Source organism: Acinetobacter sp. 802_lipA, from assembly GCF_058242885.1.
The window spans coordinates 3,002,397-3,020,962 of record NZ_JBZAYP010000001.1 but is presented as its reverse complement, the minus strand read 5'-3'; the positions used below and the strand labels follow the sequence as shown (position 1 = coordinate 3,020,962).

Here is an 18,566-nt window from a genome sequence, read left to right as displayed (position 1 = left end):
GATTAGCAATAACCCTCTAAACGTGTCAGTGGTAGTTTTTGCCCAATGGCTTTTTCAATTTCGGGTAGATAGAACGCATCATCTTCAGATAAAAAACTAATACTCACACCACTTGTACCTGCACGGCCTGTACGACCAATACGGTGTACGTAGTCATCCGACTGTTCAGGCAAGGTGAAATTCACCACATGCGATACACCATCCACATGGATACCACGCCCCGCAACATCGGTTGCAATCATGATGTTATGTTGACCATTTTTGAATTGATCTAGCATTTTCAAACGTTTGTCTTGTGCGATTTCACCTGACAACATCACCACTTTATAGCCATCACGCTTTAAGTTGTCATAGAGTTTACGCACTTGATCGCGCCGATTTGCGAAAATCATCACTTTTTCAATAGGCTCATCGCGCAGAATGTCTTGTAGCAATTTATATTTATCTGACTTTGCGACCATGTACACCCGTTGTTCAACATCTGCATTGGTCTTCTTCTCTGGCTCAATTTCAACAGTTACAGGTTCAAACAACCACTGCTGTGCAAGATTTAAAACATCGTAACTAAACGTTGCAGAGAACATCAGAGTCTGACGTTGTTCCTTACGCGGTGAGAAACGAACAATACGTTTTACTGAAGGAATAAAGCCCATATCCAATAAGCGATCGGCTTCATCAATCACCAAAAACTCAATTTGGTCGAGCCAAACTTCTTTTTGCTCAACAAAGTCAATCAGACGACCTGGCGTCGCCACCATAATATCGACAGGTTTTTTATCGAGTTGTGCTTTTTGTTTATCAAAGTCAACGCCGCCTAAAAGCGTCACGACATGTAAATCTGAGAATTTTGTGAGTTCTTTCGCATCGCTTTCAATTTGCAGTGCAAGCTCACGGGTCGGTGCTAAAATCAAGGCGCGAGGTTCACCGCGGTAGCGCTGCTCTTGAATTGGGTTATTCAGCAAGTCGTTAATCACACTCACCAAAAATGCCGCTGTTTTACCGGTTCCCGTTTGCGCACGACCAATTGCATCGTGTCCCGCCAAAGTGAATTTTAAAACCTTTTGCTGAATAGGCGTCATATCCTTAAAACCTAAAGCATCAATAGCTCGTTTAAGTTGAGGATGTAAATTTAAGGTTTCAAAACCTGATGACATATAAGTGCGCTCTGACGAAAAATCACGAAAATTGATCTGTAGTATAAACAAAAACGCCCCAATTTACATTGGGGCGTTTTAAAGTACGTTCAGACAATTAGTCTAAAGGTTGTACTTCTTCAGCTTGGAAGCCTTTTTGACCTTTTACAACGCTGAATTCAACGCGTTGGCCGTCACGTAGTGAACGGTGGCCGTCGCCTTGGATTGCACGGAAGTGAACGAATACATCGTCGCCGCCATTGCGTTGGATAAAGCCGAAGCCTTTAGTGTCGTTGAACCATTTAACTACGCCTTGTTCACGAGCTGTCATAAGTTAATCCTCATTGTATCTAAAAGAAGGACCACCCGGTGTTGCAAACAGCAGACCAAACAAGGTTTAAAAATATTTATTATTTCTAAGCTTGTAATCATTCTGTATAACTATTAACAAAATCCCGGTTACATCCATTTGTAAAATAGGATTTAAAACAATTTATGGTTGTGTTAAATCCCAGTACGCGACGAGCTTAACATGGGTTAAAAACAATTCATACCCTTTTTTTGATTAATCGTCTTTTTAATTCAGCATATTTTTTAACTAGTTATTTGTAATTTTAGATATAGCGACTATAGGCCTATAACACATGAAATATTTGGGTTTTGGCACTGAATTTGCTACTATTTCTATCATCCTGAATGTTGTGAAGCCTTACTAAGCTATATGAGTGATATCGAACAAAATACCAACATTATTGATGCAATGGGGCAACCATGTCCTATGCCTCTGTTGTTGCTTAAACGCGCACTTAAGAAGAGTCCGGCGCAGCATTTTCTATTAAAATCGTCTGATCCGCACAGTCAGATCGATATCACGCGTTATTGCGAAATCCATCATTTAACTTGTGTTTTGAAACAAATTAATGAACATGAATTTCACTACTTCATTGAATCTTAATTCTTTTCAATTACACTAAGTCTATTCACATTTGCATAAAAGTTTACATTTCTATACCCAATTTTCCATTATTCAGTGGAAGATTGGATTAAAATAAATTCAATTGTTGGGTAAAAATGAAATCCCTAAGGAGAACACATGAGTGACAGCAGCAATCAATTGATGCCCCTGTCATTATCGGCACCAGGTGTAAACTTGGGCGCTTATATTAGTACTGTCAACCAAATCCCGATTTTGACAGCGGAACAAGAAAAAGAGTTAGCTGAACGCTACTATTATGACCAAGACCTAGATGCCGCTAAACTTTTAGTCATGTCGCATCTACGTTTTGTGGTTCATATTGCCCGCAGTTATGCAGGCTACGGCTTACCTCAAGGCGACCTCATTCAAGAAGGTAACTTGGGCTTAATGAAAGCCGTTAAACGCTTCGACCCAAACATGGGCGTACGCTTGGTCTCTTTTGCGGTGCACTGGATTAAAGCCGAAATTCACGAATATGTGATTCGTAACTGGCGTATTGTCAAAATTGCGACGACTAAAGCACAACGTAAACTGTTCTTTAATTTACGTAGTCTAAAAAAATCGTCTAAAAAGCTCACTCTAAAAGAAGCGCAATCGATTGCAAATGACCTCAATGTAACACCTGAACAAGTGTTGGAAATGGAAGGTCGTTTAACTGCTTATGATGCAGCATTTGAAGCTCAGGGTGATGATGACGATGAAGGTTCAACCCATGTTGCACCTGCGCTCTATCTTGAAGATAACCGCTACGACCCAGCGCGTTTGGCTGAAGAAGAAGATTACGAAGAACAAAGCACCAATGCTCTGCATGATGCGATGGAACAACTTGATGATCGTTCACGTAATATTTTACAGCGCCGTTGGTTAGATGATGAAAAATCGACGCTGCACGAACTGGCTGCTGAATATAATGTTTCCGCAGAACGTATTCGTCAGCTTGAAAAAAATGCCATGGAAAAAATTAAAGTGGCGATGTCATCGAACTAAGATGATACCAATACAGAAAAGGGCGAAATGCCCTTTTCTTTTTACCAATAAATGAGGCTTTTTGTCTTTTAACCTTTCTTCAAAATATGCTACTTTGTTGCGCACAGTGATATAAGTAAAGCATTGCATATGTGGATTGCGATTTCAGCGCTGAATTTAGCGTTTGCCGTTATATTAGGTGCCTTTGGCGCACATGGTCTCAAAGCACGTGCTACTGAAGCCCAATTGGCTTGGTGGCAAACTGCAACTGATTACTTTTTTTACCATGCGCTTGGTTTATTGGCGCTCGGCATTTTGGCCAAAGTCCTTCCTAAGCTTCCCATCAAAACCAGCTTTTTACTGATTCAAATCGGCATCTTCTTTTTCTGTGGTTCCCTGTATGTTATGGCATTGGGCTTACCGCGTGGCCTAGGTGCGATTACCCCAATTGGTGGCGCATTGATGATTGCAGGTTGGTTGGTTCTGGCATGGAATGCCATGAAATATGCCAAGTAAACAACTAGAGATAAGCACGATGCAGATTTATTTAAACGGCGAACTACAGCACACCGAATGTAAAAACCTGCTTGAACTGGTGCAAACCTTTGCACTTGAAGGCAAACGTTTTGCTGTTGAGCAAAATGAAAACATTATTAGTAAAAGTAAATTGGAACATACCCCAATTTGTGCAATGGATCGAATTGAAATTATTCATGCCGTCGGTGGCGGTTAATACGGAGTTCACATGCAAGACAGCCCTCTCATCATTGGTTCTAGATCATTTCAATCTCGTCTGCTGGTGGGCACAGGTAAATATAAGGACCTGCAAGAAACCGATTTGGCCATTCAAGCCAGTGGCGCAGAAATCGTGACGGTTGCGATTCGTCGCGTCAATATTGGTCAACACCCCGACCAACCAAACTTATTGTCCGTGGTCCCACCTGAAAAATACACTATTCTCCCGAATACAGCAGGCTGCTTTGATGCCAATAGTGCCGTGCGTACCTGTATGTTAGCGCGTGAATTATTAGACGGTCATAACTTGGTCAAGCTTGAAGTATTGGGCGATGAAAAAACGCTATATCCAAACATTACTGAAACATTGAAAGCGGCACGCACCTTGATTGACGATGGTTTTGAAATCATGGTCTATACCTCCGATGACCCAATTGTGGCGCAAGAACTTGAAAGTATGGGTTGTGTTGCCATCATGCCTTTAGGTAGTTTGATTGGTTCGGGTCTAGGGATTTTGAATCCACACACGATTTCTATTATTAAAGAAAATGCCAAAGTGCCTGTGTTGGTAGATGCTGGTGTGGGAACGGCAAGCGATGCAGCCATTGCCATGGAACTCGGCTGTGATGGCGTGTTGATGAATACCGCGATTGCTGCCGCTCAACATCCCATTTTAATGGCTTCTGCAATGAAAAAAGCCGTTGAAGCAGGTCGAGAAGCCTTCCTCGCAGGTCGTATGCCTCGCAAACGTATGGCCAACGCAAGCTCACCAGAAACAGGTTATTTCTTTAAATAATCTCTTAATCTGTTTTAAGCGATAAAAAGGATTCTTCTGAGTCCTTTTTTATTTATTTCAACACAAGGGCAGCTCTTTATGATGACCTAGGTTGTTGGGACATTTCGCCACACGCTTTGATACACTCAATGACACTTTCAAACATCTATAACCATATAAAAATGAGAGGAAGCGATGCCCATGCAAAAATGGATCAGACCAACACTCATAGTTAATGCCCTATTTTTCCTAACACTCACAAGCAATGCTTGGGCCAAAGTAGAGGAAAAACCGACTCTCAAAACAAGCTACCAATCTTTTGTGCCAAAAAACTGGAAGATTTTAGAAAAAGTCCAAGGCGATTTAAACCAAGATGGTCAAGCGGATATTGCCCTGATTATTGAAGACACCAATCCTGAACATTTTGTTAAAAATGATCGCTTAGGGAGTGATGTCCTCAATATCAATGAACGAAAGCTTTTGGTTTTATTGAAGCAAATGCATGGTTATCAACTTGCGGCGACTAATACTACTTTGCCGACAGAAGGCGATATAGAGTCCCCTTGCCTCGCTGATCCACTCGGTGAGACTGAAGCATTAAGTATTCAAAAAGGCGTGCTCAAAGTTCATCTGCACTACTGGTTAAGCTGTAGTTCGTGGTATGTGACCAATCACACGTATACCTTCCGATACCAAGACCGTGCATTTAAACTGATTGGTTATGATGTCAACGATTTCCACCGTGCATCAGGTGACATCACGGCGCGAAGTATCAACTTTATGACAGGTAAAGTAAAAAGTACGACAGGTGAAAATGAGTTTGCTGAAACAACACAACCTGTCAAAGTTCAATGGACAACACTCAAACAGCGCTACGCATTGAAACTCGAACAGGTTCAGTTTAATGAAGCACTGGAGTTTAAATAAACGGAGCGAAGAAAAGCGCGGTCAAACTCATATGCGTAGCTTATTGCGCTTCTAAAATACGAATTTGTACATGAGCAACTGCACCTTCAGTTGCTTGAGCATGTTGCTGCATATTGACACTGTGCATATGTGTTTCTAAATGCTGCATGCTTTCCCATTTTTCATACATCATGATTGAAAACGGTACTTTGGTTTGTAATGCACTCTCAACAGCAGGATGGTCGATATGCACATCATAGAGATGGCAACCGGGCTCTTGTAATACTTGCTCACGGATGTTGTTGAATGAATCAAGAACCGTTTTAAAATCTTGCTCTGAATGACAAATAATTTCAGCTATTACAGTTAACATGGTCACTTCTCCCGATTAAGCAAAAACTTGCGTCAAATGGTCACGGTACTGTGCCATATAGGCTTCAACTTCAGGGGCTTTAATCACATCATTGACAATAAACGTCGGTAAGGTTTGCATTCCTAAAAATTGATTGGCTTTGTGAAAAGGTAAATAAACTCCGTCGACCCCAACCCCATGGAAAAATTGTTCAGCGTCGTTAAATGCATCCATCGGCGCATTCCACGTCAACGACAGCATATAGTTTTTATCGTGAATCAGACCGCCTGAACCATACTTTTTTGAAGCATCCGAACGTGAGCGTCCATCATTGGCATACAGACTACCGTGCCCTTCGGTAAAGACATCATCGATATACTTTTTCACAGTCCATGGTGCACCCATCCACCAACCCGGCATTTGGTAAATCACGGTGTCTGCCCACAGAAATTTCTCCACTTCAGCTTTTGCATCATATTCGCTGTCGGCGCGTGTCACTTGAACCTGATGTCCTAAGTCTAACAACACCTCTTGTGCAAGTTCAGTTAAGGTATCGTTTAACTGACCATTCGAGTGTGCAAAAGTTTTCGCACCGTTAACTAATAAAATATTTTTCATGGGAAGAGCCTAAAAGCCAAAATCTATGTAGGCACTATAGAGACTCTGTTCAGCGCTAAAAAGTAGTGAATATGCAAAATATTATTGACTAAATATCAATAATAAATTTTAAAGTACAAAAAAAGCGCCTTTCGGCGCTTCTTCAATGCATCAAAATTAAGGAATTAGACCTTCATCTCGCATTGCAATTTGTACTGACTGACGTTCAGCCACTTTATTACGGATAAAGATAATATTTTTATACGGTGATAAGTCATGTTCGATACCATTTGACCAATTGGTAAGGACAAATAAATACGCATCTGCGGGGCCAAAATTATCATCGACCAAATAGTCATGATCCGACTCACCAATTTGTTTATCGATATAACTGAGTAAACGATCAATCTCTGCATAGGCTTTTTCTTTGGCAGCAGCATCTAATGGCGCACCAAAGAAAACAGCATAAGCATCGTGCAATTCAGAATTTAAATAACCTAACCATTCTAAAACTTTGGCACGCCCCAAACCCGATGGAGGAATAAGATCTTGTTTTGGATCATGTTGTGCTAAAAATGGCAAAATGGCTACATTTTCAGTCAGAATCAAACCTGGATTAATCTCTAAAGCGGGTACATATCCTTTTGGATTAATTTCGTAATAATCAGCACCTTTTTCTGTTTTATGTGTTTTTAAATCTACTCGGACTAAATCAAAGTCAACATTAATTTCATTGAGGATAATGTGCGCCGCAAGTGAACACGCACCCGGTGCATAATAAAGCTTCATATCTGATCCTTGTTATAACTCTATTCTCTGTTTTAAATGGCTTCTAACAAACTTTCAAGTGATCAAAACCTGTAAATTGCAAAAAAGCGTAAACGAAAAATTTTGGTCTACCTTTTGAATATTGTCTAATTTACATTTTTTTTCAAGTGTAACAACACTGCAATTTGCAACAGAGTTGTTTTACCATAGCCCCCTTGACTCTAAAATGAATTTGATCTGTGATTAGCCTAAAAAAAGATGAATGGTTTTCTAACATTCGTACCGATGTTCTTGCTGGTTTAGTGGTAGGACTTGCTCTAATTCCCGAATCTATTGCTTTTTCAGCAATTGCAGGTGTAGACCCTCAAGTTGGACTGTATGCCTCCTTTTGTATCGCAGTGAGCATTGCTTTTTTTGGCGGTCGTCCAGCCATGATTTCAGCAGCAACAGGCGCCATGGCACTACTCATGATCACGCTGGTCAAAGAGCATGGTTTACAGTATTTACTGGCGGCAACCATCCTCACTGGGGTCATTCAGATCATTGCGGGATATTTTAAAGTTGCCAAACTGATGCGTTTTGTGTCGCAGTCGGTGGTGTATGGTTTTTTAAATGCACTAGCGATTTTAATCTTCATGGCGCAACTTCCAGAGCTCAGCCAAATGAATCACTGGGGTTATGCATTTATCGCTCTTGGCCTCGCTGTAATTTATCTGTTTCCCTATCTGCCTAAAGTAGGGAAAACCATTCCTTCACCGCTCATTTGTATTCTCGTCCTGACCGCTTTGGCGCTGTTTTTAGGCACAGATATGCGTATGGTCAGTGATTTAGGTCATTTCCCCGATACTTTACCTATTTTTCTACTGCCTGATATTCCACTGAACTTTGAAACGCTGCAAATTGTCTTCCCTTACGCCATCACATTAGCGACCGTCGGTTTGCTTGAAAGCATGATGACCACCACAGTAGTGAATGAAGTCACAGGTACTGAAGGTGACCGTCATCAAGAATGTCGCGGACAAGGTATGGCCAATATTGTGAGCGGTTTTATGGGCGGTATGGCAGGTTGTGCCATGATTGGACAGTCTGTAATTAATGTCAGCTCTGGGGCACGTACTCGGCTTTCAACCTTAGTGGCTGGTGTGTTTTTACTGTGTTTGGTGGTGTTTTTTAAAGACTGGCTGTCTTATATTCCAATGGCAGCTTTGGTTGCCATTATGATCATGGTGGCATTTACAACCTTTCAATGGGACTCGGTTAAAAACTTCTCTAAACATCCGCTACAAAGTAATGTAGTGATGTTGAGTGTGGTGATCATTGTCTTAGCCACACATAATCTTGCTTTAGGTGTCTTTGTCGGAGTTTTACTGTCCGCATTATTTTTCATCAATAAACTGGAAAGTACGGTTCATGTTCAGTCCGAACTACATAACCATACCCGTCGCTATGTGGTGAGCGGTCAAATTTTCTTTAGCAGTTCAGAGAAATTCTTTCAGTTTTTTGACTTTAACGAACATATTCAGAAGATTGAAATTGAACTCAGCCATGCACATATTTGGGATATGACTTCAGTCCAAATGTTAAATGCGGTAGTTGAAAAGTTTGCAGCCCGCGGTGTTGTGGTCGAGGTGTTAGGCTTAAATGAAGCCAGCAGCACCCTCATTGACCGTATCAGCTCATAAAGTTGAAACCATAGACAAAATAAAAGGGCGATGACGCCCTTTTATTATTATCCATAAAACGGATTAAGACTGATGCTTACGACGTCTTAAACTGCCATACAATGCCAAACCAATTAACCCTAATACAGACCACAGCCCCGTACTTCCTGCATTGGTTTTATCCTCATCGTTAACCACTGCATCGTTTAAGTCTAAATCCACAATCACAGGATCATGGTCAGAAGAGCGATAAGCATCGTCCGCATAAAATGCAGCAATTTGCTCCTCCGTTTTATATTCTTCGTTATAGTCTAGTGCCGTCGGTTCATCTGCATTGATATGCCATGCAAATGCTTTTTTCACCAAAGGATAAAGTGCTGCATCGGCAATCGCATGGTCTAAATTGCCTGCACCACCATAACCTTGAGCATTACTGGCTACGCCGAAAACATAGCTATAAGCTGCTTTCCCCTGACCAATTTTTTCATCATTCAACAGTACTTTATAGTTGGCTTGTTCAAGCGCCAGAATTGGATCTTCTTTGGCATAACTGTTCAGATCACCCAACAGTAAGACATTCGGTTTACTCACCTGTGTTGGATTCTTCGCGATCCACTGCATTAACGCTTGCACCGCTTTAACGCGGGTTGGATTCCAACAACCTTGACCGTCGCCCTGATCTGCCTCTATCGAAGTTTTATCATCTGGACAGCTACCTTTAGACTTCAAATGGTTGGGAATAACCGTAAAAGTCTTCCCGCCAGATAAGGCTTGAAAGGTCTGCGCCATCGTGACTCGGTTTTTCTGGCTCTGGTCATCAAAGACCGCTGCTTCATTGATTGGTTTGACCCGCTTAGCATTATAAATAATAGCAACAGCAATCGCGTCGGTTCCAAGTTTGTCAGCATTTGGAGGCGTTACATATTTCCAGTCACTCCCCAGCGCTTGGGCTAAAAATGCAACTGCACTACGCTCGCCATAACCATTGTTGGCAATTTCCATCAAACCATAAACATCTGCATCAATCGCTTTTAATGCACTGACAATTTTCAGATGTTGCTTTTTAAACTCAGCTTCGGAACTTGCACCACGTTCCGTCGGAAAACCTTGTGCCAAACCATTGTCATAATTCAGTACGTTAAATGCTGCAACACGAACTTGTTGTGTGGCCTTTGCTGGAACGTTTGCACGGGGGTTTGTCGCGTCTAAGACTTGTGGCGCTGTTGCCCCAAGCACAGGTTGAATTCGCCATTGGTTATAGCGGTATTCCAAAATACCTTGTACATTTTGCAGTTGTGCACCTGTACGAAGGGTATTTTTTGCACTAAAAGCACTTGGCAACCACGGCGTTCTGTTCTGATTATTATAACCATCATCCAAAACAAGTTTAGAACGTAAATTTTGTTGTGCCAGTGTTTTGGCTTCGGTTGAATGAGCTGGATATAAATTGGTTGGGATATATAAACGCGCAGGGCTTAAAGCCAACTGACCATAACGCCCATAATCATAGTTTTCACTGACAGTTAAAGTTTGAGGAATATTGACCAACATGCCCTGATAACGTTTCGGTGCATGGCCTGACATTTCAGTCAAATTATCAAAGGGCAAATTGATCGCCATTGGCTTAACCAAGTCACTTGCCGAAGGATTACATACGTTTATATCGCTGCTTAAATCTTGAAGCTGTAATTGGTTTTGATAGGTTTTCAGTTTGCCTTTGAAAATGACTTCCTGCCCGACTTGCCCACCGGTCACGCGACTTGAAGAGGGAACATAGACAAACACCGCATTACTGGTATTTGCAGTAGCCTGAGCATCTGGAGTTTGGACAAAGAAACCTGAAAAACCATTGTTATAACGATAATCAGCCGTGATTACGCCTTTCACCACATACTCCACATCTTGCGCGGCACTTTGCAATGCTGCAATTGGGGTAGCTGTCGTACTACAGCTCACGGTGGTCAATGGTGGTACCACTGTATTTCCAGCCAGATAACTGGAAAAAGCATCTCGATCTGACCATTTTTCCCATGCCGATGCCAAATCAAACGGCGCGGTAACGTCTATCCCCGTACTAGAAACATTATTACTTAATAGTATGCGTTTAAAACTATTCGCTGTTGCAACACTACCCCATCCAGTGCTTGGTCTTTCGCCCACTGTACCAAAGCGGTCAATCGCAATACCATTATGATAAAGCACCAAAGCATCATCACCATTGAAAGCTAAGTTCGCCTGCTGTTGCACCGTATCGCCTAGAGCTTCTTTTAAAGCAGAATGCCCGACCAGATAATGCCCCTTTGCCGCCAATTGCCCTGTCAAATTCACCGTCAAATTTGCACTGCTACTGCCATTTGCAAACTGCTTGATCTGATATTCTGCCAAGTTGACCGTCGTCGGATCTGGATTATAAATCTCCAATCCTTTCTTATTTGAAGTTCCATCTACATACTGACTAAACAAGAGTTGTGCATACGCTGGAAAAGAACAACCTACCAAAATCAGGCTCAGGCTTAATATTTGTGGCTTAAAATTCTTCATCATTTTTTTATCAGTTGGTTAAATCGTATGGCAGGTTAATTTTTATTCGTTACATCATGATTAATAAATGATGACAATTTCTAGGCTGCGCACACTCAATGGTGCTGAATTTAATAAATTCTGAGTAAAAAATTTGACTTGTCCTGCTCAGGACTTACAATACCGCTTTCGAATTTCTACATCTGCCAAAATTATGACGAATGATCAATTAGACCAGCAAGTCGTCGAGCTAGACAACTTAAATGAACACCGCGAAATTGTGACATTTATGCGTCGTTCATCTCCGCTGAACACCTCGCAACGCACTGCGCTTGAACAATATGGTCACATGATTTTGGAATACCCTGTAGGTGACCTACGCCAGCAGTTTGAACATCCAGAGCGTCCGCTCACGGTTGAAATCGGCTTTGGTATGGGACGTTCATTAGTCTTGATGGCGCAGGCCAACCCTGAACGTAACTACGTCGGGATTGAAGTGCATGTTCCGGGTATCGCGCAATGTGTGTATGAAGCTGGAATTGCAGGTTTAACCAATCTTCGTCTTTTAGATGCTGATGCCATTCAAGTATTACGTGAAATGCCAGACAACAGCATTAACGCTGTGCAACTGTACTTTCCAGACCCATGGCAGAAAAAACGTCACTTCAAACGCCGTTTCGTTTCCCATGACCGTATGCCACTGGTTGAACAGAAGTTGGAAATGGGTGGCACATTCCATGCAGCAACTGACTGGGAACCGTATGCGGAGTGGATGATTGATGTGCTCGATAACCGTCCAAATCTTGAGAATATGGCAGGCAAAGGCAACAGCTACCCACGTCCAGACTGGCGTCCACAAACTAAATTTGAACGTCGTGGACTAGAAGAAGGTCATAAGATTAACGACTTCTTATTTAAGAAAATTAAATAAATTTTATATCTTCAAAAAATAGGGCTTAGTGCCCTATTTTTTATGCTTAAAATGTTAGAACACATGCCTAATTTCAACCGTTGGATCATGTTCATCCATGCGTTTTGCTAAAATATGTAAACGACGTGTCGGCACTGTTGGAAACAAATGATGCTCCACATGATAAAACATGTTATAGGTCACGACCCGTTTAAACTCATTACGCACTGTACGCGCCATATACACATGATCTTCCGTATCATGATGCACCGTCCATACCGCAAAAAATGCTGTCATACATTGTCCAATCAACATGGCACTGACATGGTATTTTAAAATACTGATATCCAAGACCATAAAAACCAAAAACAAGACAATGACGTTGGCAACCAGCTCAGCAGACATACATTTTTTCTGGGTTTTAGTCCCAACCTCAAAGGCTTTTTTATGCAACATCCATGGAAAAACAGGGCCAAAAAGCAAAGCTTTCCACCACTGCATGGTTGCACTTTTTGCTTCAATATCTTCGTCCTGCATACAGTGCTGATGGTGGCGGAGGTGATTAATTTGTACAGCATGCATCGAACCGAGCATGACGATGCTCAAAACAAACATGACCCAATGGGTCGCAGGTCGACTAATACCTAAGGCAAAATGAAAGGCGTTATGCACCTGTCTGAGCCCTGTTAAAAAAAACATAAACGAGCAAAACAGCGCCAAGACATACCACTGTAAACCTGCAAAAATGAAAGAGACGATCAACCACGGTAAAGAGATAAATAACTCACTAATCACATCGCTACGGCCTAACTGAACGAGATCTTTCCACTGCACTTGTTCTAATAATGAATGTGAACGCATATACCCTCTATTTGTTTGTATTTATTTTAAGCAACACTGTACCGAATCTTAGGGCATAAAAAAAGCCACGTTTTCAGTGGCTTTGCTTGTTCTTTGTGATTCATTTCTTCGTTTATTATATTGAATGTCAACGGTGACGTTGACTAATCTGCTGACTCATTAAAACATACACTTCAGCAAGATCTGCTCGTTGAGCTTGTGCAAGCATCTGTTGATGCATCTTTAGAATATTCTGATCCTGACGCATCGCAGGGCCAGTTTGCATCTGCTTCGGATCATTCTGTATAGCTTTCTGTGCGGTTTCTAAGATCAATGGTTGTAGCAGATTAAAATCGACCTGCTCTGCATCCACCACTTGTTTCGCCATGTCATAACAATAATTACTAAAATTACAGGCAAAGACAGCCGCTAAATGCAAACTTAGACGCTGCGCAGAGCTGTAGCTATACACGCGTTGGCTCAGGCTTTCTGCCAGTATATGTAGTCTTTGAAGATCCGTATTTTCAGTGGCTTCTACAAACAACGGTGTATTTGACCAATCAATTTCACGTTCTAAGCTAAAGGTCTGTAAGGGATAAAAAACTCCTGCACGTGCATGTTTCGTCGCCAAAACTGAAAGAGCTGTACTCCCCGAAGTATGTACAATCAACACATTCGGCAGATATTCAGTCAAGGCCGAAATCACACTCGGAATAGACTGATCACTTACTGCAATAATCACCAAATCCACATCAGCATTTAACTGCTTAAAATGACTGACCGCCTTTGCATGTACGACTTGCGCTAAATCCGCGGCTTTGTCGAAGCTTCGGCTATAAATATTGATGATTTCATGCTGAGACATCAGGGCTTTAGCCAAATGATGAGCCACCCGCCCCGCTCCAATTAAACTGATCCGCATCTTCATTTCACTATTTTAAAGTGCCTACAGCATGCCAATAAAAAAAGGATGAAGCAATTCATCCTTTTTTTATTAAATTGATACTGACCAACTAAAACTTACGCAGAGTCAAAATCTGTTCACTACGGCCAAATGGCCCTTGTTCATCGTGCAAAACCGCACTGGTTAAGCCAATACCATCATCACCATATTGCTGAGTCGCTTCCAAACCTAACCATTTCCCTTGAGGTAAACGGTATAAATGCAGTTGTAAGTCTAAATTGGGAAAGCCCCATCCAGATGCTGGATTTTGACGTGGCACAATACCGTTGGCTGTGTCGACCATACCCAATAACCGCACAAAACTTGATGTGTCCTGAGCTTCCACCATGTCCAAATCATTATGTAACCAGACAATGCCTTTACCAGCACGGTGCCCTTCTGCCGCACGTGTCTCAATACTTTGGATATAACCACCCGGCCAACATTTCATCCCATCCCATACTGGCAAAGTTTCAGGATGTACAATCGATTGATCTTCTAGCCCTGCAATTGCACTGGTATCTTGCTTCATCATTTTCCAAGCACGGGCCACAATACAAGTCTTCCCGTTTGCCTGCATTTCCGCCTCGATCAGTTCAATGGTTTTTCCAGCACGAATGACACTGGTATGCACCGTAAACTCACCAAAAGCGATCAGTCCAAAAATATCTAAACTCACGCGTCCAATGCGCATCTCATCGCGTGGTTGAAACTGCTCTAACTCCGCACATAAAACCCCTGTTGCAGGTGCCATGTGCTGTTCATGCGGGTTCCATGCGCCTTGTGCATGAATATTGGAAAGATAAGACGCCGTACAGCTTCCATCACTGTGCTGTTCACGATTTAAAAGTTGATAATAGGCTGCCATGTGTATTCCTTCATTCTTATCTTTAAAATGTATCTTTTCACTGCCATTGGTTTTTACTTTTGTGCAAAAAAAACCATAATAATTCAACAGTTGACTATAAGTTCGTACTTCATGAAATCCAACTTTAGTCAGAAGCTCTCGCATCTGGCTGGCCGAGACTAAATAAAAATCTTGTTGCAGGCGCTCAATCATTTTTTCACACTGTACCACCGTCAAACCATTGCTCTGACATAAGGTTTGTAGAACCTTGAGTTCAGTGTCATCACTAGAGCTCATCAGGTCATAGCTTAGTAAAATGGCTTGATTTTTAAGACAGCGTAAAATGTCGGCAAAGAAGAATGGCTTTGCTTCAAGTGGAATAAAATGCGCCACCAATATGGCTAAAGCGGCATCAAACTGTGCACTTTCCTGTAATGCCGTCGTATCACCATGCACAAAGCGAACCCGCGTTAAACCACTATGGGTCTCGTTCAATAACTGCTGCGCTTTTTCAATCATGGTTAAAGATGGGTCAACAGCGGTAAAACTCCACGTTGGATGCTGCGCCAACAAATATGAAAGCTCATAACCTGTACCACATCCCACAATCAATACATGCGCATGTTCTGGTAGATGTGTTTTTAAAATGGCTTGAATTTGCAGATGAACCAACTCATAACCTGGAATGAGCTTACGAATATGTTGATCATAACCATCCACTACAGTTTGACTCTGAAAGTCTTTCGCCATTTTATTGTTCACTCATCTACTTTTATTCGTCGCCCTAAATCTACACTTTCATGACTGCATGTTCTAGCATTTAAGCCACAGCCATAGCATCGACTGTTAACTCAGCAAGTTGCGGTTTGGCTTTTTCTGCATGTAAACCCAGTTTTTGAAAGAGTTGTTGATCCTTGCCTTGTGCTATATTTGGCGTAGTCAGCAATTTTTCACCAGAAAACAATGAGTTTGCACCGGCCATAAAAGCCAAAGCTTGATCTGCATCGGACAGCGATTCACGTCCCGCGGACAGACGAATATAACTTTTCGGCATAATGATGCGCGCTACCGCAATAGTGCGAATCCACTCAGTCACATCTAACTTGTCAACTTCTGCCAAAGGCGTACCTTGCATTGGAACCAGCATGTTGATCGGCACAGACTCAGGATGTATCGGTAAAGTTGCCAATTCAAACAATAAACCAATTCGATCTTTGGTCTCTTCACCTAGGCCAACAATCCCGCCACTACATACTTTTAAGCCTGCCTCTCGAACATGACTTAAGGTATCCAAACGGTCATCAAAACTACGGGTACTAATCACATTAGGATAGTACTCACGCGACGTGTCTAAGTTATGGTTGTAATAATCGAGTCCTGCACCTTTTAAACGTTCGGCTTGAAAGGCATTCAGCATGCCTAACGTCATACAGGTTTCTAAACCCAAAGCTTTAACTTCACGCACCATATCCAAGACATAAGGCATATCGCGCTCATGTGGATTTCGCCATGCCGCGCCCATACAAAACCGTGTAGAACCCGAGGCTTTCGCCTGCTGTGCTTCGCTAATGACCTTTTCAACCGCAATTCTTTTTTCAGCTTCAAGCTTTGAGTCATAGCGCGCAGACTGTGAACAGTATTTGCAGTCTTCAGGGCATTTTCCTGTTTTGATCGACAGCAAAGTACTGACTTGAATGGCATTCGCTTCAAAGTACTGACGATGAATTTGCTGTGCTTGAAAGACCAAATCTAAAAAAGGCTGTTGGTAGAGTGCTTGTATTTCAGCGCGAGTCCAATCATTTCTCAGGTGCATATGCTATTCCTTTTGCTTTTCACTTCGGACTTTCCTTTGGCTTTAACCCAGCAAAGGAAAGTCCGTCTTCAACCTTATGCGATTTCTTTCAAATCCAGTTCATTACGCATAAATTCCTGCAATTTAAACTTCTGCGCTTTGCCCGAAGCCGTCATTGGGAACTCATTAAAAAACCGGACATAACGTGGAACTTTATTGTGTGAAATATGTTCCGCACAGTACTGACGGATCGACTCTTCAGTAATTTCATGATGCTCATGTAAAATAATACAAGCACACAACTCTTCACCATAACGTGCATCGGGCAGACCAATGACTTGGACATCGCTGACATCAGGATGGGTATATAAAAAGTCTTCGATTTCTTTCGGGAATAAGTTTTCTCCGCCACGAATGACCACATCCTTAATTCGGCCTTTAATTTTCACAAAGCCAGCTTCATCCATTTCTGCGATGTCACCTGTATGCATCCAGCGTGCTGAGTCAATCACTTCTTGTGACTTCTCATGGTCTTCCCAATAACCCAACATTACCGAATAGCCACGAACACACAGTTCACCCAACTGACCGCGCGGCACAACTTTGCCTTGTTCATCAACAATTTTAATTTCAAGATGTGGATGGACACGCCCTACGGTTCCGACTCGTTGTTCAACTGAATCTGATGTTGAACTTTGTGCACTGACAGGTGCCGTTTCAGTCATACCATAGCAAATGGTAATTTCAGACATGTGCATCCGATCAATGACACGCTGCATAATTTCGCGTGGGCACGGACTACCCGCCATAATGCCTGTACGTAAACTGGAAAGATCAAAATCATCAAACTGTTCATGCTCTAAAATGGCAATGAACATGGTCGGTACACCGTATGCAGCCGTACATTTTTCTTGCTGAATGGCTTTTAACGTTTCTAAAGGATTAAACACCGCCGATGGATAGACCATGGTTGAACCATGCGTAATACAGGCCAAATTACCCATCACCATACCGAAACAGTGAAAGAGCGGTACAGAAATACAGACTCGATCGGCAGGACTTAAGTGAATGGCTTCACCAACAAAATAACCATTATTGAGAATATTATTATGTGTCAGCATTGTGCCTTTCGGGTTACCTGTGGTGCCCGAAGTAAACTGGATATTGATGGTTTCATCAAACTGCGATTCGCTTGCAACAAGCTCTAATTGATTGAGCTGTCTCTTGCTGGGGGGAGTAAGCAAATCGCTAAAACGATGCAAACCCGTATGCTCTTCTTCATCAATTTTAATAATATATTTCAAATGTGGCAGTCGTTCTGCCTTTAACACTTTATTTTCAGCACCTTTAATTTCAGGGGCAATTTTCATTAAAATATCTTGATAATTCGTGCTTTTAAATTGCGATGCAATGACCAAGCCCTTACAAGAAACTTTATTCAACACATATTCGAGCTCATTACTTTTATAGGCAGGGTTCAAGTTGACTAAAATGATACCTGCTTTAAACGCAGCAAACTGGGTAATCGTCCATTCCACACAGTTCGGTGACCAAATCGCAAGTCGATCGCCTTTTTTCAAGCCCAGTTTTAGTAAACTACAGGCAAACGCATTGACCTGAGCTTGTAATTCCTTATACGTGAGTCTGACATTTTGATGCAGGCTGACAACAGCATCTTGTTCCGCATACTGCTGACAAGCCTGATCAAATTTCTCACCAATCGTCATGCCTAATAAGGGCTGACTGCTCGTTCCATAGGCATAACTTAACCGTTCTTGTGTCATCGAATCGATCTCCTTGATTCATTGTAATCTTGTTATTCAACTTTAATTGTTCTATGACTAC

At 41.9% G+C, this 18,566-nt stretch carries 19 protein-coding genes and 1 pseudogene; 8 read left to right on the top strand and 12 right to left on the bottom strand.

Annotated elements, in window-relative coordinates:
• Positions 1 to 2 precede the first annotated feature (2 nt).
• On the bottom strand, positions 3 to 1,154 hold the full coding sequence (gene rhlB, locus AC4CU3_RS14950; protein WP_004982241.1) for an ATP-dependent RNA helicase RhlB: 1,152 nt from the start codon (positions 1,152 to 1,154) through the stop codon (positions 3 to 5).
• A gap of 97 nt (positions 1,155 to 1,251) precedes the next feature.
• Entirely contained in the window at positions 1,252 to 1,464 is a 213-nt protein-coding gene (locus tag AC4CU3_RS14945) for a cold-shock protein (RefSeq protein ID WP_004648643.1), read from the bottom strand.
• Positions 1,465 to 1,854: 390 nt separating this feature from the next.
• On the opposite strand from AC4CU3_RS14945, the gene AC4CU3_RS14940 reads away from it, so the two are divergent.
• From AC4CU3_RS14940 to AC4CU3_RS14915, 6 genes are all read left to right on the top strand, one after another.
• On the top strand, positions 1,855 to 2,088 hold the full coding sequence (locus AC4CU3_RS14940; RefSeq protein ID WP_004696251.1) for a sulfurtransferase TusA family protein: 234 nt from the start codon (positions 1,855 to 1,857) through the stop codon (positions 2,086 to 2,088).
• 138 nt (positions 2,089 to 2,226) lie between these two features.
• A complete protein-coding gene (gene rpoH / locus AC4CU3_RS14935; protein WP_004982243.1) occupies positions 2,227 to 3,096 on the top strand; it encodes an RNA polymerase sigma factor RpoH in 870 nt (289 codons plus the stop codon).
• 129 nt (positions 3,097 to 3,225) lie between these two features.
• Complete coding sequence (locus AC4CU3_RS14930) at positions 3,226 to 3,591, top strand: DUF423 domain-containing protein (RefSeq protein ID WP_279042989.1); 366 nt, start codon at positions 3,226 to 3,228, stop codon at positions 3,589 to 3,591.
• A 19-nt stretch (positions 3,592 to 3,610) separates the two neighbouring features.
• Positions 3,611 to 3,808, top strand: coding sequence for a sulfur carrier protein ThiS (gene thiS, locus AC4CU3_RS14925; RefSeq protein WP_004696245.1), 198 nt, complete (start codon positions 3,611 to 3,613; stop codon positions 3,806 to 3,808).
• 12 nt (positions 3,809 to 3,820) lie between these two features.
• The gene (locus AC4CU3_RS14920; RefSeq protein ID WP_005400610.1) at positions 3,821 to 4,606 is read left to right on the top strand and encodes a thiazole synthase; all 786 of its coding nucleotides are present in this window, start codon (positions 3,821 to 3,823) and stop codon (positions 4,604 to 4,606) included.
• A gap of 180 nt (positions 4,607 to 4,786) precedes the next feature.
• The gene (locus AC4CU3_RS14915) at positions 4,787 to 5,512 is read left to right on the top strand and encodes a hypothetical protein (protein ID WP_279042991.1); all 726 of its coding nucleotides are present in this window, start codon (positions 4,787 to 4,789) and stop codon (positions 5,510 to 5,512) included.
• 40 nt (positions 5,513 to 5,552) lie between these two features.
• Here AC4CU3_RS14915 and AC4CU3_RS14910 read toward each other — a convergent pair whose 3' ends face one another.
• The 3 genes from AC4CU3_RS14910 to AC4CU3_RS14900 form a co-directional block, all read right to left on the bottom strand.
• The gene (locus tag AC4CU3_RS14910; protein WP_178927663.1) at positions 5,553 to 5,864 is read right to left on the bottom strand and encodes a putative quinol monooxygenase; all 312 of its coding nucleotides are present in this window, start codon (positions 5,862 to 5,864) and stop codon (positions 5,553 to 5,555) included.
• Between the two features lie 15 nt (positions 5,865 to 5,879).
• Positions 5,880 to 6,461: an NAD(P)H-dependent oxidoreductase gene (locus AC4CU3_RS14905; protein WP_279042994.1), complete on the bottom strand. Its 582-nt coding sequence runs from the start codon at positions 6,459 to 6,461 to the stop codon at positions 5,880 to 5,882.
• A 156-nt stretch (positions 6,462 to 6,617) separates the two neighbouring features.
• On the bottom strand, positions 6,618 to 7,229 hold the full coding sequence (locus AC4CU3_RS14900) for a glutathione binding-like protein (RefSeq protein WP_078388936.1): 612 nt from the start codon (positions 7,227 to 7,229) through the stop codon (positions 6,618 to 6,620).
• Between the two features lie 218 nt (positions 7,230 to 7,447).
• Between AC4CU3_RS14900 and AC4CU3_RS14895 the strand changes: the two genes are divergently transcribed.
• Positions 7,448 to 8,890 carry a SulP family inorganic anion transporter gene (locus tag AC4CU3_RS14895; RefSeq protein ID WP_279042997.1) on the top strand — a complete coding sequence of 481 codons (1,443 nt, stop codon included), beginning with the start codon at positions 7,448 to 7,450 and terminating at the stop codon, positions 8,888 to 8,890.
• 63 nt (positions 8,891 to 8,953) lie between these two features.
• On the opposite strand, the gene AC4CU3_RS14890 is transcribed toward AC4CU3_RS14895, so the two are convergent.
• On the bottom strand, positions 8,954 to 11,410 hold the full coding sequence (locus AC4CU3_RS14890) for an ExeM/NucH family extracellular endonuclease (protein ID WP_279043048.1): 2,457 nt from the start codon (positions 11,408 to 11,410) through the stop codon (positions 8,954 to 8,956).
• A 193-nt stretch (positions 11,411 to 11,603) separates the two neighbouring features.
• Here AC4CU3_RS14890 and trmB point away from each other — a divergent pair, with 193 nt between their 5' ends.
• The gene (trmB, locus tag AC4CU3_RS14885) at positions 11,604 to 12,320 is read left to right on the top strand and encodes a tRNA (guanosine(46)-N7)-methyltransferase TrmB (protein WP_005400603.1); all 717 of its coding nucleotides are present in this window, start codon (positions 11,604 to 11,606) and stop codon (positions 12,318 to 12,320) included.
• Positions 12,321 to 12,374: 54 nt separating this feature from the next.
• Here trmB and AC4CU3_RS14880 read toward each other — a convergent pair whose 3' ends face one another.
• The 6 genes and pseudogenes from AC4CU3_RS14880 to AC4CU3_RS14855 form a co-directional block, all read right to left on the bottom strand.
• Positions 12,375 to 13,160: a fatty acid desaturase gene (locus AC4CU3_RS14880; protein ID WP_279042999.1), complete on the bottom strand. Its 786-nt coding sequence runs from the start codon at positions 13,158 to 13,160 to the stop codon at positions 12,375 to 12,377.
• A gap of 127 nt (positions 13,161 to 13,287) precedes the next feature.
• A complete protein-coding gene (locus AC4CU3_RS14875) occupies positions 13,288 to 14,061 on the bottom strand; it encodes a Rossmann-like and DUF2520 domain-containing protein (RefSeq protein ID WP_279043000.1) in 774 nt (257 codons plus the stop codon).
• Positions 14,062 to 14,152: 91 nt separating this feature from the next.
• Complete coding sequence (locus AC4CU3_RS14870) at positions 14,153 to 14,950, bottom strand: thioesterase family protein (protein WP_279043050.1); 798 nt, start codon at positions 14,948 to 14,950, stop codon at positions 14,153 to 14,155.
• 57 nt (positions 14,951 to 15,007) lie between these two features.
• Positions 15,008 to 15,679 (bottom strand): annotated as a pseudogene (locus AC4CU3_RS14865) (class I SAM-dependent methyltransferase); the annotation flags it as partial.
• Positions 15,680 to 15,749: 70 nt separating this feature from the next.
• Positions 15,750 to 16,742: a biotin synthase BioB gene (gene bioB, locus AC4CU3_RS14860; protein ID WP_279043003.1), complete on the bottom strand. Its 993-nt coding sequence runs from the start codon at positions 16,740 to 16,742 to the stop codon at positions 15,750 to 15,752.
• A gap of 74 nt (positions 16,743 to 16,816) precedes the next feature.
• A complete protein-coding gene (locus AC4CU3_RS14855; protein WP_005400597.1) occupies positions 16,817 to 18,505 on the bottom strand; it encodes an AMP-binding protein in 1,689 nt (562 codons plus the stop codon).
• Positions 18,506 to 18,566: the final 61 nt, after the last annotated feature.

Excerpts from the sequence above, each read along its gene's own strand:
- rhlB (WP_004982241.1), bottom strand. The coding sequence starts at position 1,154 with ATGTCATCAGGTTTTGAAACCTTAAATTTACATCCTCAACTTAAACGA.
- AC4CU3_RS14945 (WP_004648643.1), bottom strand. The coding sequence starts at position 1,464 with ATGACAGCTCGTGAACAAGGCGTAGTTAAATGGTTCAACGACACTAAA.
- AC4CU3_RS14940 (WP_004696251.1), top strand. The coding sequence starts at position 1,855 with ATGAGTGATATCGAACAAAATACCAACATTATTGATGCAATGGGGCAA.
- rpoH (WP_004982243.1), top strand. The coding sequence starts at position 2,227 with ATGAGTGACAGCAGCAATCAATTGATGCCCCTGTCATTATCGGCACCA.
- AC4CU3_RS14930 (WP_279042989.1), top strand. The coding sequence starts at position 3,226 with ATGTGGATTGCGATTTCAGCGCTGAATTTAGCGTTTGCCGTTATATTA.
- thiS (WP_004696245.1), top strand. The coding sequence starts at position 3,611 with ATGCAGATTTATTTAAACGGCGAACTACAGCACACCGAATGTAAAAAC.
- AC4CU3_RS14920 (WP_005400610.1), top strand. The coding sequence starts at position 3,821 with ATGCAAGACAGCCCTCTCATCATTGGTTCTAGATCATTTCAATCTCGT.
- AC4CU3_RS14915 (WP_279042991.1), top strand. The coding sequence starts at position 4,787 with ATGCAAAAATGGATCAGACCAACACTCATAGTTAATGCCCTATTTTTC.
- AC4CU3_RS14910 (WP_178927663.1), bottom strand. The coding sequence starts at position 5,864 with ATGTTAACTGTAATAGCTGAAATTATTTGTCATTCAGAGCAAGATTTT.
- AC4CU3_RS14905 (WP_279042994.1), bottom strand. The coding sequence starts at position 6,461 with ATGAAAAATATTTTATTAGTTAACGGTGCGAAAACTTTTGCACACTCG.
- AC4CU3_RS14900 (WP_078388936.1), bottom strand. The coding sequence starts at position 7,229 with ATGAAGCTTTATTATGCACCGGGTGCGTGTTCACTTGCGGCGCACATT.
- AC4CU3_RS14890 (WP_279043048.1), bottom strand. The coding sequence starts at position 11,410 with ATGAAGAATTTTAAGCCACAAATATTAAGCCTGAGCCTGATTTTGGTA.
- trmB (WP_005400603.1), top strand. The coding sequence starts at position 11,604 with ATGACGAATGATCAATTAGACCAGCAAGTCGTCGAGCTAGACAACTTA.
- AC4CU3_RS14880 (WP_279042999.1), bottom strand. The coding sequence starts at position 13,160 with ATGCGTTCACATTCATTATTAGAACAAGTGCAGTGGAAAGATCTCGTT.
- AC4CU3_RS14875 (WP_279043000.1), bottom strand. The coding sequence starts at position 14,061 with ATGCGGATCAGTTTAATTGGAGCGGGGCGGGTGGCTCATCATTTGGCT.
- AC4CU3_RS14870 (WP_279043050.1), bottom strand. The coding sequence starts at position 14,950 with ATGGCAGCCTATTATCAACTTTTAAATCGTGAACAGCACAGTGATGGA.
- bioB (WP_279043003.1), bottom strand. The coding sequence starts at position 16,742 with ATGCACCTGAGAAATGATTGGACTCGCGCTGAAATACAAGCACTCTAC.
- AC4CU3_RS14855 (WP_005400597.1), bottom strand. The coding sequence starts at position 18,505 with ATGACACAAGAACGGTTAAGTTATGCCTATGGAACGAGCAGTCAGCCC.